12 protein-coding genes are annotated in these 12928 nt (G+C 59.0%); 8 read left to right on the top strand and 4 right to left on the bottom strand.

The window, feature by feature from the left end:
* Nucleotides 1-7 precede the first annotated feature (7 nt).
* The gene (locus BTN45_RS04555) at nucleotides 8-1291 is read right to left on the bottom strand and encodes an O-acetylhomoserine aminocarboxypropyltransferase (protein ID WP_004441291.1); all 1284 of its coding nucleotides are present in this window, start codon (nucleotides 1289-1291) and stop codon (nucleotides 8-10) included.
* 73 nt (nucleotides 1292-1364) lie between these two features.
* Entirely contained in the window at nucleotides 1365-1799 is a 435-nt protein-coding gene (locus tag BTN45_RS04550) for a CoA-binding protein (protein WP_004441290.1), read from the bottom strand.
* A gap of 893 nt (nucleotides 1800-2692) precedes the next feature.
* Between BTN45_RS04550 and BTN45_RS04545 the strand changes: the two genes are divergently transcribed.
* The 6 genes from BTN45_RS04545 to BTN45_RS04520 all read left to right on the top strand — a co-directional run bounded on the left by BTN45_RS04545 (nucleotide 2693) and on the right by BTN45_RS04520 (nucleotide 7657).
* The gene (locus tag BTN45_RS04545; RefSeq protein ID WP_048902806.1) at nucleotides 2693-3529 is read left to right on the top strand and encodes an EamA family transporter; all 837 of its coding nucleotides are present in this window, start codon (nucleotides 2693-2695) and stop codon (nucleotides 3527-3529) included.
* A gap of 251 nt (nucleotides 3530-3780) precedes the next feature.
* Nucleotides 3781-4245 carry a 50S ribosomal protein L13 gene (gene rplM, locus BTN45_RS04540; protein ID WP_004441288.1) on the top strand — a complete coding sequence of 155 codons (465 nt, stop codon included), beginning with the start codon at nucleotides 3781-3783 and terminating at the stop codon, nucleotides 4243-4245.
* A gap of 2 nt (nucleotides 4246-4247) precedes the next feature.
* Nucleotides 4248-4715: a 30S ribosomal protein S9 gene (gene rpsI / locus BTN45_RS04535; RefSeq protein ID WP_003521540.1), complete on the top strand. Its 468-nt coding sequence runs from the start codon at nucleotides 4248-4250 to the stop codon at nucleotides 4713-4715.
* A 129-nt stretch (nucleotides 4716-4844) separates the two neighbouring features.
* Entirely contained in the window at nucleotides 4845-5798 is a 954-nt protein-coding gene (gene speB / locus BTN45_RS04530) for an agmatinase (protein WP_022556026.1), read from the top strand.
* 70 nt (nucleotides 5799-5868) lie between these two features.
* Nucleotides 5869-6801, top strand: coding sequence for an N-acetyl-gamma-glutamyl-phosphate reductase (argC, locus tag BTN45_RS04525; protein WP_004441284.1), 933 nt, complete (start codon nucleotides 5869-5871; stop codon nucleotides 6799-6801).
* Between the two features lie 10 nt (nucleotides 6802-6811).
* On the top strand, nucleotides 6812-7657 hold the full coding sequence (locus tag BTN45_RS04520; RefSeq protein ID WP_207589101.1) for an aminoglycoside phosphotransferase family protein: 846 nt from the start codon (nucleotides 6812-6814) through the stop codon (nucleotides 7655-7657).
* Nucleotides 7658-7663: 6 nt separating this feature from the next.
* On the opposite strand, the gene BTN45_RS04515 is transcribed toward BTN45_RS04520, so the two are convergent.
* Nucleotides 7664-8767, bottom strand: a complete 1104-nt coding sequence (locus BTN45_RS04515) for a COX15/CtaA family protein (RefSeq protein WP_207589635.1) — start codon at nucleotides 8765-8767, stop codon at nucleotides 7664-7666.
* Nucleotides 8768-8907: 140 nt separating this feature from the next.
* On the opposite strand from BTN45_RS04515, the gene BTN45_RS04510 reads away from it, so the two are divergent.
* Together BTN45_RS04510 and uppA are read left to right on the top strand one after the other, a co-directional pair.
* Nucleotides 8908-9120 carry a DUF2842 domain-containing protein gene (locus tag BTN45_RS04510; protein WP_006697979.1) on the top strand — a complete coding sequence of 71 codons (213 nt, stop codon included), beginning with the start codon at nucleotides 8908-8910 and terminating at the stop codon, nucleotides 9118-9120.
* A 97-nt stretch (nucleotides 9121-9217) separates the two neighbouring features.
* Nucleotides 9218-10450, top strand: a complete 1233-nt coding sequence (gene uppA, locus BTN45_RS04505; RefSeq protein ID WP_207589099.1) for a polysaccharide biosynthesis GNAT family N-acetyltransferase UppA — start codon at nucleotides 9218-9220, stop codon at nucleotides 10448-10450.
* Between the two features lie 8 nt (nucleotides 10451-10458).
* Here uppA and uppB read toward each other — a convergent pair whose 3' ends face one another.
* The gene (uppB, locus tag BTN45_RS04500) at nucleotides 10459-12726 is read right to left on the bottom strand and encodes a polysaccharide biosynthesis protein UppB (RefSeq protein ID WP_207589098.1); all 2268 of its coding nucleotides are present in this window, start codon (nucleotides 12724-12726) and stop codon (nucleotides 10459-10461) included.
* Nucleotides 12727-12928 lie beyond the last annotated feature (202 nt).

Genomic DNA, 12928 nt, shown 5'->3' with positions numbered 1-12928 from the left:
CGACCTCTCAGACTTTTGCAAGCGATTGTTCAAGATCGGCAATGATGTCGTTGACATCCTCGATTCCGACGGACAGACGCACCACATCCGGACCGGCGCCAGCCGCCGTCTGCTGCTCCGGCGTCAGCTGGGCATGGGTGGTGGAAGCCGGGTGGATTACGAGCGAGCGCGTGTCACCGATATTGGCGAGATGGGAGAATAGCTGCAGCCCTTCGACCAGTGCCTTGCCGGCCGCATAACCGCCCTTGACGCCAAATGTAAAGACCGAACCCGCGCCCTTCGGCGAGTAACGCTGCTGGAGGGCGTGATTGTCGCTTTCCTCCAGGCCGGCATAATTCACCCAGCCGACCTTGGGATGTGCCTTAAGCCATTTGGCGACGGCAAGCGCATTGTCTGAATGGCGTTGAACGCGCAGCGGCAGGGTCTCAATTCCCGTGAGAATGAGGAAGGCGTTGAAGGGCGAAATCGCCGGGCCGAGATCGCGCAGGCCAAGCACGCGGCAGGCGATGGCAAAGGCGAAATTACCGAAAGTCTGGTGGAGCACGACGCCGGAATATTCGGGCCGGGGCTGTGACAGGGCCGGAAACCGGTCAGTTGCCGACCAGTCGAAGGTTCCGCCGTCAACGATGATGCCGCCCATGGAATTACCGTGGCCGCCGAGGAATTTCGTCAGCGAATGCAGTACGATGTCTGCACCGTGTTCCAGCGGTCGCAGCAGATATGGGCTTGCCATCGTGTTGTCGACGATCAGCGGCAGGCCGTGCCTATGGGCAACTTCGGCTATTGCGGCGATATCCACAAAGGTGCCGCCTGGATTTGCAAGGCTTTCTATGAAGACGGCGCGTGTGCGCTCATCGATCTGCTGTTCGAAACTGGCGGGATCGGTGGCGTCGGCCCAGCGAACCTGCCAGTCGAAACCTTTGAAGGCGTGGCCGAACTGGTTGATCGATCCGCCGTAAAGCTGACGGGCGGCGATGAAATTGTCGCCGGACTGCAGCAGCGTATGAAAAACCAGCAATTGTGCGGCGTGGCCGGAGGCGACGGCAAGCGCTGCGGTACCACCCTCAAGCGCGGCCACACGCTCTTCCAGAACCGCCTGAGTGGGGTTCATGATGCGGGTGTAGATATTGCCGAACTCTTTCAGCCCAAACAGGGCGGCGGCATGATCCGCATCACGGAAAGCGTAGGCCGTCGTCTGATAGATGGGTGTCGCCCGTGCGCCGGTCGTAGGATCAGGCTGTGCGCCCGCATGGATGGCCAGCGTTGAAAAACCGGGATTGCTGCTCGGCATGATGTTTCCTCCAATGGAATTCTGGAGGGATCATAATGCCTTGGCGCCAAATGATAAGCCCAATCCGTACCAACTATCGTGCGATATTGAGACGCGGATACTCAATTGCCGGGCAACGGTTCATCACCACGTCAATGCCATAAGCCTCGGCCTTGGCGGCGGCATTATCGTCCCGCACGGATAGCTGACCCCAGATCACCTTTGGGCGTTGCGGCAGCAAGATCGCCTCGTCGACAATCGCGGAAAGATATTCCGGCGCACGAAACACATCGATCATATCAACAGCCTCGGGAATATCGGCCAGCCGGGCATAGACCGCCTGTCCCAGTATCTCTTTGCCCGCCTGACCCGGATTCACCGGAAACACGCGATAGCCCTTGGACAGCAGGAAGCGCATGACGCCATGGCTCGGCCGATCCGGATTGGGCGAAGCTCCCAGCAGGGCGATGGTTTCGACATTCGCCAGGATTTTCCTGAGGTAATCCGCTTCGTAAGTATCATGCTGCATGTCAACTTATTCCTTTGGCATACCACCTGATCCAGAGAGGCGCAGGCGTCTGGAGCGTTGCTTCAATGCCCACCAGCCTCTCCTCTCCAGCATGGTTCCAGCGCCGGCAACCTTCACGCCGTTTCATGCGATGCCATTCTCATCTGGGACGCTCCGGTCTTCTCCGGAACCCCGAAAGCGCAACAAACAATATCTCCGCCGGATCGGCACTCTGCAACCCCGTTTTCATCCACGCAAAATGATTTCACAAAATCGCGCACACACCGGGTGTATTGAGTATTTTCATCCACTTTTCAAAAATTGCGCCGAACGGCCATCGAAACAGGGGAAACAACATTAGCGTGCATTCCATGCGCTCTTCGTCTCCTGTTTGTTTTCATTCCGTTCACCGGTTATTTAGCCGCGACTAATTTTCAAAAAGTTATTTCGTAAACCAACCATTCTATAAGTCTGCAACGTTATAGTGGAGTTTCGATGGGGATTCTGAAATTTATTTTCATTGATGATCATACGATTTTAGTCGCCCGCACGCTCATTTGAAACGCCAGGCGCAATACCAACAACTGGGATAAATGGTGTGCTCTGTCATTTTTCAAGGAAATCCGCAGCGCGAGGCAGAGCCGCAAGCCGTGCATCAGACGTTATTTTCCGGATTAAATCAGAAGCAGGAAAGCGTGTCTCATGCGCGATATTGGATCTCGTTTGTTCATGACGCATAGAAATCAAAAATTTGACGCGTGTCATAATCCATAAAAACAAAGCCCGTAGGCACCGGATTGGGACGACCTCGGCGAGGCAATTGAAAGCGTACCCTGCCCGTCCGGAAAATGACTTCCAGTTTCTGAGGCCAATGCTGTAGATTGCCCGAAAAGCCCGCGAGCGAGTCTCTGACTGTGACATTCGACATTCTTATTCTGGTGCTTCTGGGCGCAATGCTGCATGCCGGATGGAATGCGCTGGTCAAATCCGGTTCCGATAAATCGCTGGACGCCTCGTTGATTGCGGCGGGAGCTGCAGCCTGTTCGCTGCCGTTTCTGCCTTTCCTGCCGTTTCCCTCGCCAGTCGCCATTCCCTTCCTGATCGCCTCAGCCGTCCTGCAATTCGCTTATTTCCGCCTTGTCGCCGCCGCCTATACGATCGGCGACATCGGCCTTGTCTATCCCGTCATGCGCGGCGTGGCACCCTTGATTGTGGCGGCGACGAGCAGCCTGTTCCTGAGCGAGATTTTGAGCCCGCTGGCGATTGCGGGCATCGGCGTTATCTCCGCGGGGATCCTGACGCTTGCTTTCGAGGCAAGGCGCGGGGGCGGAAAGGCGATCATGGTCGCCCTGCTCAACGCTTTCGTGATTGCATCCTACACCTTCGTCGACGGTGTCGGCGCAAGGCTTTCCGGCAACGCCATCTCCTACACGCTCTGGATGTCTCTGCTGCCACCCGTGCTGCTGTTCGGTTTCGCGTTTTACCAGCGGGGGACTGGCCCCGTCGTCCAGCATGTCCGGCGCAACTGGTGGCGTGGCCTTATCGGTGGCGGCGGCTCCATACTCTCCTATGGGCTGGCGCTTTACGCCATGACCAAAGCGCCTGTCGCCGTCGTCGCAGCGCTCCGGGAAACCTCCATTCTTTTCGCGCTGGTGATATCAGTGGTGATCCTGAAAGAACGCGCCAGCATCTGGCGCTACCTTGCCGGAGGCATCATTGCAGCGGGCGTTCTGGTGATGCGGCTGGGGTAAAACGAGGTCAGATGATGGGGTAAAATAATACCCCATAACCAACCGTTTGTTTTTACTTGATTATTTTTGCGACCTCAAAAATCGATCATATTGACGCTTTCGTTCGCGCACCGTATAAGCGCGCCAGATCGGATTCCAGCCGGAATAGGGTCATTTGCGGTAGCCCTTATCGGCAACCAAACCAAGCAACAAGAAACGCCCGTATGCTCTTCATGAAGAGGATGACGGGTCCACGTTAGAAAGTGAAATTCATGTCTACTTTCGTTCAGAAGCCCGCTGAGGTGGAGAAGAAGTGGGTCATCATCGACGCCGAAGGCCTCGTTGTTGGTCGCCTCGCCACCATCGTTGCAACCCGCCTGCGCGGCAAGCACAAGGCTACCTACACCCCCCACGTTGATGATGGCGACAACGTCATCGTTATCAATGCGGAAAAGGTTGCCCTCACCGGCAAGAAGTATTCCGACAAGAAGTACTACTGGCACACCGGTCACCCGGGTGGCATCAAGGAGCGTACGGCTCGCCAGATCATCGAAGGCCGCTTCCCGGAGCGCGTCGTTGAAAAGGCCGTCGAGCGCATGATCCCGCGCGGTCCGCTCGGCCGTCGTCAGATGAAGAACCTGCGCGTTTACGCCGGTTCCAACCACCCGCACGAAGCACAGCAGCCGGTCGTTCTCGACGTTGCCGCGCTCAACAAGAAGAACGTAAGGAGCGCCTGATAATGGCCGATCTTTCCTCTCTGAAAGACCTCGCCCCGGCTTCGGAAGCTTCGGCTCCCGTGCATGTCCGCAAGGTTGATACTCTCGGCCGCTCCTACGCGACCGGCAAGCGCAAGAACGCCGTAGCCCGCGTATGGGTCAAGGCGGGTTCTGGCAAGATCATCATCAACGGCCGCGATTTCACCACGTATTTCGCACGTCCGGTTCTGCAGATGATCCTCCAGCAGCCGATCGTTGCCGCTGCCCGCACGGGTCAGTTCGACATCATCGCTACCGTTGCCGGTGGTGGTCTGTCCGGTCAGGCCGGCGCCGTTCGTCACGGTCTGTCCAAGGCCCTCACCTACTTCGAACCGGGCCTGCGCTCCGTTCTGAAGAAGGGTGGCTTCCTGACCCGCGACAGCCGCGTTGTCGAGCGTAAGAAGTACGGTAAGGCCAAGGCCCGCCGTTCGTTCCAGTTCTCGAAGCGCTAATCGCTTCCAGGAACGGTTCGTTCAGAACTGTGAAAGGCGGGGCTTCGGCTCCGCCTTTTTTATGGCCTCCTCCCTTGTTTTTTCATCGGGAAGACAGCAACCTCGGCGCAAATCGCAATGGGGTGATCAATGCCGGCCAAAACCATCGACCATGCCTTTACCGCAATGTCCCTGACATCGGCTGCCACGGACCCGACCCATGCCGGTGTCCTCTCCTTCATGCGGCGCAAATATACCAAAAACCTCAAAGGCGTTTCGACTGCCGTGTGGGGTATTCCCTTCGACGCGGCGACCTCCAACCGTCCCGGCGCACGTTTCGGGCCCCAGGCGATCCGCCGCGCTTCGGCGATTTTCGATAATGATCCGCAATATCCTTTCGCGCGCGATCTCTTCGTCCATATGCCGACCATTGATTATGGCGACTGCCTGCTTGACTACGGCAACCACTGGAAAACGCCTGACACGATCGAAAAGGAAGCGCGCAGGATCATCTCCAAGACGGATTACCTGCTGACGCTCGGCGGCGATCATTTCATCACCTGGCCATTGCTGAAAGCGCATGTGGCCAAGCACGGCCCACTCGCGCTGGTGCAGTTCGACGCGCATCAGGATACATGGTTCGACGATGGCAAGCGCATCGACCACGGCTCCTTCGTGGCCCGCGCCGTGCGCGACGGGCTGATCGATGCCGACCGCTCGATCCAGATCGGCATCCGCACCCACGCGCCTGACGATTTCGGCATCCGCATTCTTCACGGTTACGAGGTGGAGGACATGCGGGCCAGCGATATCGCGTCGCTGATCGTCAAGCACACGGGCGGTATGCCCACCTATCTCACCTTCGATATCGATTGCCTCGATCCCGCCTTCGCGCCGGGAACCGGCACACCCGTCGCCGGCGGGCCGACCAGCGCTAAAATTCTCTCCGTTTTGCGTGGGCTTGGCCAGCTCGATATTCGCGGCTCCGACGTTGTGGAGGTGGCACCCGCCTACGACCATGCGGATATTACCGCCATTGCCGGAGCGACCGTTGCAATGTATATGCTTGGCCTGCGTGCCGAACGGCTGGCCAAGGCTGGCTGACAAAGACGACGGCACTTGCCAAACTGATTCCGACTACCCTCGCAACCCTCTGAAAAGTCAGGACAAGGACATGACAGCGAAGATCTTCATCGATGGCGAACACGGCACCACGGGTCTGCAGATCCGCACGCGCCTTGCCGGTCGCCGCGATATCGAGCTGCTGTCCATTCCGGAAGCCGAGCGCCGCAATGCCGCGATGCGCGAGGATATGCTCAATAGCGCCGACATTTCGATCCTCTGCCTGCCGGACGACGCGTCCCGGGAAGCCGTTTCCATGGTGGCTGGCAACAATAATGTCCGCATCATCGATACCTCCACCGCTTATCGCGTTCATCAGGACTGGGCTTACGGTTTTGCCGAAATGGATAAGGACCAGGGCGAGAAGGTTCGCTCTGCCCGCCTCGTCGCCAATCCCGGCTGCTATCCGACCGGTGCGATCGCCCTTATTCGCCCGCTGCGGGCCGCTGGCCTCCTGCCCGACGGTTATCCTGTCAGCGTCAATGCGGTCTCCGGCTATACTGGCGGCGGCAAGCAGATGATTGCGCAAATGGAAGACCAGAGCCGCGACGATGCCATCAGTGCCAATAATTTCCTTTATGGCCTGACGCTCAAGCACAAGCATGTGCCTGAAATGACCATTCACGGCCAGCTTGACCGCGCGCCGCTGTTTTCGCCCTCCGTAGGTCGCTTCCCGCAGGGCATGATCGTCCAGGTGCCGCTGTTCGCCGCCGACCTTAAGGAAGGCACTGATATCGAAACGATCCATGCGGCACTCACCGCCCATTACGCTGGACAGGATATCGTCAGCGTCGTGCCTCTGGCCGAGAGCAAGGGGTTGGCGCGTATCGATGCCGAGGAATTGGCTGGCAAGGATACGATGAAGCTCTTCGTCTTCGGCACCGAGGGCGGCGAGCATATCAACCTCGTCGCGTTACTCGACAATCTCGGCAAGGGTGCCTCCGGTGCTGCCGTGCAGAACATGGAACTGATGCTCTCTGCATGAGACGTTGCTCATGACCATGACCACGCCCTCTTTTCCGGCCTCGTGGAATATCGAGGCCGTAAAGCAGATTGCGGATACGCCTGCCGGGGTGGTCTACGAGCTTGTGCGCGATGACGGTTCCCTTGCGGTCGCCAAGGTTCTGAAGAAGACAGTATTGACGGACAGCCTTCGCGGCGCGGATTTCATCGAATGGCGCGCCGGGATCGGCTGCGTGGAGTTGCTTGACCGCTCCGATGATATTCTTCTGATGGAACATGCCGGCACGGAGACCCTGCGCGACGTGCTGTTCCGAGACGGTGACGATCATGCCACCACGGAAATCGCAGCGGAGGTCCTGCTTCGATATCACCAGCCGTCCGAGCAGCCGCCGCCCTCAAGTCTGCTGACGCTGCCTCTCTATTTCGAAAGTCTGTTCCGCAAGGCCGAACAGGATCGTTCCGACGGCATCGACAGCGCCTATATCGAGGCCGCCACGCTTGCGCAGGAACTGATCGGCCAGCAGCGCGATATCAAGCCGCTGCATGGCGATCTGCACCATGAGAATATCATGCGCAGCGATCGCGGCTGGATCATCATCGATCCGGCTGGCCTGATCGGCGATGCGGCGCTCGATGTCGCCAACATGTTCTCCAATCCGCTCGACCGTTTTGACCTCACCCGCAGCGAAGCGCGCATCGCCTCCATGGCGGCGATTTTTGCGAAGGCTCTCCAACGGGACGAACGGCTATTGCTGCAATATGCCTTTGCCTATGGCTGCCTTTCTGCCGCGTGGCATGAAGAGGACGAAAATGCGGAAGAACGCGACAACGAACTCGCTGTCGCGGCAACCATTAAGGCCGTCCTGAAACAGTTCTGAGCGAGTTCAGTCCCTGACTTCAACCGCAACTGGCGGCGGATATTCTCCAATGAATCCGCGCCAGTGGGCAACCGCAAAACCGAGCACGACCAGCGCCATGCCCTGATGGGCGAGCGCGACATGAATATCCACATGCATGAGCAGCGTGGTTACTCCCAGCGCCGCCTGAATGCAGACGAGCACGAAGAACAGCACCGCGCGGCGGGCGTGCGGCGTACCCGGCAAGGCGCGCGCCATCGATGCCATATGCCACAGCGTGGCGGCAAACAGCGTATAGGCGCCCAGGCGGTGAATGAACTGCACCGTCTTGGGGTTTTCGAAGAGGTTGATCCACCAGGGCTGCTGCAGGAAGAGATCGCCCGGCACCAGCGAACCATCCATCAGCGGCCACGTATTATAGGACAGGCCGGCATTCAACCCCGCCACCAACGCGCCGAGATAGATCTGGAAGAGACAGAGCACCGTCAACAGCGCGGCAAAGCCCCTGCCCGTCTTTTCGTCGGTGGCCTCGGGGGAATGATGGGACAGGCCGCGCAAAATCCACATGCAGCCCGCAAAGATGAGGCAGGCGATGGTCAGATGTGTGGCAAGACGATATTGCGAGACATCCGTGCGGTTGACGAGGCCCGAAGAGACCATCCACCAGCCGATGAAGCCCTGGAAGCCGCCAAGCGCCAGTAGACCGACCAGTGGTAGCCGGAGGCGCTTTTCGACGCGGCCTGTCAGCCAGAAGAAGGCGAGCGGCAAAGCAAAGATGAGGCCGATGGCGCGGGCAAGCAGGCGATGCGCCCATTCCCACCAGAAGATCGTCTTGAACTCGTCGAGCGACATGCCCTTGTTGATTTCCTGATATTGCGGAATGCGCTTGTAGAGCTGGAACTCCTCTTCCCATTCCGCAACGGAGAGCGGCGGTATCGCGCCATGGATCGGTTTCCATTCGGTAATCGACAGGCCGGATTCGGTCAGGCGGGTTGCGCCACCAACGAGCACCAGACAGAAGAGTGTGAAAAGCACGAGGCGCAGCCAGACGCGCAGCAGGCGGCGGTCCTTCTCCTGCTTCTGCAGGGCAGCCTGCACCACCATTTCCGCGGAACCATTGGCCATCGTCATGCCGCTCGAACTCATCTTTCAGTCTCCTTCATACAGCCATGTTGATTAGCCCCAACCGGCACCACAAAACAAGGCCTCAGGGTTTGCGGCATCCGGTCGCGGCGCTATAGTCATGCACCTGTTCAATCACGGAAGATTTCATGCACCCTCGCCTCAGATCGCTTATCGGCACCATCGTCATCATCTGCCTCGTCGTCGTTTACGCCGTGGTGGCGACGGCCATTGCATCGGCGGCGCTGGCGCAATCGCCCTGGTGGGTGCATCTCGCTTATTTCGTGCTGACAGGAATTTTGTGGATTTTGCCGGCGATGCTGATCATCAAATGGATGGCCGGGCCAAAAAAACAGGGCTGATGCGGGACCACCGCGTGACACCTTAAGGTCGCAATTTTATAAACCGATTGTTTGCCGCTCAAAGATATAGTCCGACCGAAACAACCGGAGAGAGTGGATGGCGGCTGAGGGGCCGGTCTTTACCAGCGACGAGGAAGCGCCGACCGCCGTGCAAAACGAGCGGCGGGGCGCTGACCGTCTGTCGGTCGATCTCGTCGATGACGCTTCCACCATCCATAGCGATTGGAAGCGGCTGGAAAACGATCCGCTCAATTCCCTGCATCAGGGTTTTGGCTGGTGCTCCATCTGGGCAAAAACGCAGGACAGCGCGCTCCTGGCGCTTCGCGGCCGGCAGGGCGGCAAGACGATCTTCCTGCTTCCGCTTGAAATCGTGCTGGAGGGCGGCATTCGCAAGGCGCGTTTCCCCGGCGGCCGTTTCAACAATATCAATACCGGGCTTTTCGACCCCTCCTTTGCCGAACAGGCCGGAGAGGAAATCGCGGCGGCGATTGCCCGCGAGGCGCGGAAGCTGCTGCATGGCCGGGCCGACATTCTGGCTTTGCAGAACATACCGCTGACGTGGCGCGGCAGGACCACCCCCCTGTCGCATCTAGCTTCGGTCGAAAACCAGAATCCGGCCTTCCAGCTTCCGTTGCTCGAAAGTTTCGAGGCCACGCTCCGGCAGGTCAATGCCAAGAGACGTCGGAAGAAATTCCGGATCCAGAGCCGGAGAGCCGAGGAAATGGGCGGCTACAGCCATGTGATCGCGCATTCTCCACAGGAAAGATGTGAATTATTGCAGGCCTTCTTCCGGCAGAAAGCCGCCCGTTTTGCATCGCAGGGCATTCCGGATGTCTTTCGCGACCAATCGGTAAAGGATTTCTTTTACGACCTGGCCAATTTTCCCGAGATGGGCACAGACAGTCTGCTGGAGCTGCATGCCATTCGCCTGCACGGCGAGAACGAGGGCGTCATCGCCGCAATAGCCGGTCTTTCGCGCAAGCAGGACCACATCATCTGCCAGTTCGGTTCGATCGATGAATCCGTTTCGGAACTCAGCCCCGGAGAATTGCTGTTCTGGCTTATGATTGAAAGGGCGTGCCACCAAAGGGCTGCGATCTTCGATTTCGGGGTCGGCGACCAGCTCTACAAGCGCAGCTGGTGCCCGCTTTTCACCGTGCAGCACGATATATTCCTGCCGATAACGGTGAAAGGTCGCGTCGCCGCAGCAGCCTATGTCGCGATCGCCCGAACGAAAAGCCTGATCAAATCCAATCCGGCTCTCTATGCGCTCATTCAGCGTTTCCGCGCCGGCCGGCCGACAGCAGCCTCGACAAGGGGTCTCGACTGAACAGCCGGTCAGGCCGCGCTCAGGTGGTCCGGCTTTCGCATGCCGATCATCGGCAGAGCCTGCTCGTAGCCATGAGCAACCAGTTCTCCGAGCGTTTTCTCCAGCATCTCCACGTCCTTGCCTGGAACCGAGACGATGATTTCTGCCGGCAGATTGCGCAGCATTTTTTCAAGGCTCGAAATCTGCACCGCTCCACACTCCACAAGCACCGTGTCGTAAGCGTCGGAAAGCGCACCGAGGATCATAGTTAGGCGGTCCAGAGCACGCATCGCCTCGCGCGGCTGCGCATTGCCGCGTGGAACGATATGCGCATCTGACAGACGGTCGCCGTGAATGGTTTCACCGAAGGCGGCCGCTCCTGCCAGAAGGTCCATGACACCGGGAAGTCCGGCCTCGGGCGACATCAGCCGCGTCGGGCAGGCAGATGCCGTCATGTCGACGAGAACGACCGAACGCCCCATTTCAGACAATGCGCGCGCCAGCATGACGCTCGTGGTCGAACCGCTGTCACCGGCCGGAGATACAATGGCGGCGACGGGTTTGGCGAGCCGTGTAGACAGAAAGCCCGCCACGGCGTCGATCGAAAAGTCACTGGCGACATCGGCATCCTCATCCACCACCGCCTCTTTCACAGCCGCGACATCTTCTGCCGCCAATGCCGGCGGCATGGCCGTGGCTGCGGGCGGGTCACGCCGTTTCTCTTCTACGGCGGCGGGCTGTTGTGCCGCAACCGGCATGGCGCGGACGCCCGGCGCCACATTTTCAGCAGGTGCCGACGCCGGCTGCTCGGGCGCATCCGTCGTCTCATCCGCTTCAACCGGCCCGCGTGCAGGTGGTGGCGGATCGGAAAGCGGTGGAACCTGACTTCTTCCGACCGGTTTCAGCGCCCTACCCGTAAAGAGTTCCACCAGCATGACGACAATGCAGGACAGCAGAAATGCTGCGAGCGTGACAACGATGGTGATGGCACCGGTTTTCGGGAAATAGGGTTCGCGTGGCTCAACTGCCGTCGAAATCACACGCGCATCGGCCGGCGTGGAATCCGCAGAGCCAGCCCTCGACGTCGCCTCGCGATAGCGGGCGAGATAGGTTTCCAGAAGCTGCCTCTGCGCGGATGCTTCCCGCTCCAGGTCGTTAAGGCCCACCTGCTGCTCACCGGCACGCACGCTTTCCGATTTCAGCACGTTCAGTTGCTGCACCAGTTGCCGCTCCCGAAGGCGTGAGACATTGGCCTCATTTTCGAGACTTGCCAGCACCTTGCGGGTTTCTTCCTGAATTTGCCTTTCGATGCCATCGAGCTGGTTGCGCAGCGCCCTTATGCGGGGGTGACCTTCCAGCAGCGAAGACGAAAGATCGGAAATCTGGCTGCGAATGTTGGTTTCGTTTTCCTTCAGCCTCTGGATGGTGGGAGAAGCGACGACATCGGGAAAGGTATCGAGAGGACGACCGCTGGCAAGCGCGTTGCGCACGCCTTCTGCGCGCGCCTCCGCATTGGCGCGCTCGCCGCGGATACGGCCGAGTTCCGTGGAGATGTCGCTCAGCTGACGTGTGGCGAGCGTTTCGCCCTGCCCGGCCGACAAAAGATCGGAGGAGGCACGATAATCCGCGACCTTCTTGTCCGCCTCCCGCACCTTTTCGCGCAGCGTGGCTATTTCCGGCTCAAGCCAGCGCGCTGCTTCCGTGCTGGTATCGAGCTTCGCGCCGCTTTGCAGCGCGAGATAGGCCTTCATCATCTCGTTCGGGATGGCCGCAGCGAGCTTCGGGTCCTCTGAAGAAAACTCGACCGTGATGACACGAGAACTCTCGACCTGATAGACCTGCAATTTCTCGCGGAACGCCTTCAGCACCCGCTCTTCAGGCAGAACCTGGAGTGGATCCTTCTTGACGCCGACGGCAACCAGCAGGCTCGAAACCAGCGAAGGATGCGCCTCCGGATCGAATTCCTCGAGTTCATAGAGCTTCATGTCCCTGGCGACCTGCTTGATGAGGTCGACGGACTGCAGGATCTGCACCTGGCTGGATACTGTCAGTTCGTCCAGCACTGGCTCGGCCGGCGCGTTGGACTGCTGGGAAGCGCCAAAGGAAGCAGCACGGGATTCAATGAGCACGCGCGCCTCGCCCTTATAGGCGGGCGACATCATGCTGGAAACGACAAAGGCGGCGCCGCCGGCCAGCAGCGTTATGGCCGCGATTCTTCCCCGACGCCGCCATATGGCCGCGACGAGTTGCGCAAGATCAATATCCACATCCCTGTCGTCAATGCGATCGCCGTTCATACGGGCTCCGTAACCGAGATAAACCTCGGGCGCTCAAATAAAGATGGTCAATTTTCGCGAAGTTTAAGTCTTGCGGGTAACACAACCGTTAATCACCGAGACTCCGACGAAATAAAGCCGATATTACCAGGCCTGACGCTGCGCGTTTACCGTGCATTAACCCTAACAGAACGATAAGAATGATCAAAGTTCGACTCGGAGC

The organism is Rhizobium sp. ZX09 (assembly GCF_017357485.1).
Lineage (GTDB): Bacteria > Pseudomonadota > Alphaproteobacteria > Rhizobiales > Rhizobiaceae > Agrobacterium > Agrobacterium pusense.
The sequence above is the reverse complement of the archived record's forward strand: the minus strand, read 5'-3'. Positions and strand labels throughout refer to the sequence as shown.

Excerpts from the sequence above, each read along its gene's own strand:
- BTN45_RS04555 (WP_004441291.1), bottom strand. The coding sequence starts at position 1,291 with ATGCCGAGCAGCAATCCCGGTTTTTCAACGCTGGCCATCCATGCGGGC.
- BTN45_RS04550 (WP_004441290.1), bottom strand. The coding sequence starts at position 1,799 with ATGCAGCATGATACTTACGAAGCGGATTACCTCAGGAAAATCCTGGCG.
- rplM (WP_004441288.1), top strand. The coding sequence starts at position 3,781 with ATGTCTACTTTCGTTCAGAAGCCCGCTGAGGTGGAGAAGAAGTGGGTC.
- rpsI (WP_003521540.1), top strand. The coding sequence starts at position 4,248 with ATGGCCGATCTTTCCTCTCTGAAAGACCTCGCCCCGGCTTCGGAAGCT.
- speB (WP_022556026.1), top strand. The coding sequence starts at position 4,845 with ATGCCGGCCAAAACCATCGACCATGCCTTTACCGCAATGTCCCTGACA.
- argC (WP_004441284.1), top strand. The coding sequence starts at position 5,869 with ATGACAGCGAAGATCTTCATCGATGGCGAACACGGCACCACGGGTCTG.
- BTN45_RS04520 (WP_207589101.1), top strand. The coding sequence starts at position 6,812 with ATGACCATGACCACGCCCTCTTTTCCGGCCTCGTGGAATATCGAGGCC.
- BTN45_RS04515 (WP_207589635.1), bottom strand. The coding sequence starts at position 8,767 with ATGACGATGGCCAATGGTTCCGCGGAAATGGTGGTGCAGGCTGCCCTG.
- BTN45_RS04510 (WP_006697979.1), top strand. The coding sequence starts at position 8,908 with ATGCACCCTCGCCTCAGATCGCTTATCGGCACCATCGTCATCATCTGC.
- uppA (WP_207589099.1), top strand. The coding sequence starts at position 9,218 with ATGGCGGCTGAGGGGCCGGTCTTTACCAGCGACGAGGAAGCGCCGACC.
- uppB (WP_207589098.1), bottom strand. The coding sequence starts at position 12,726 with ATGAACGGCGATCGCATTGACGACAGGGATGTGGATATTGATCTTGCG.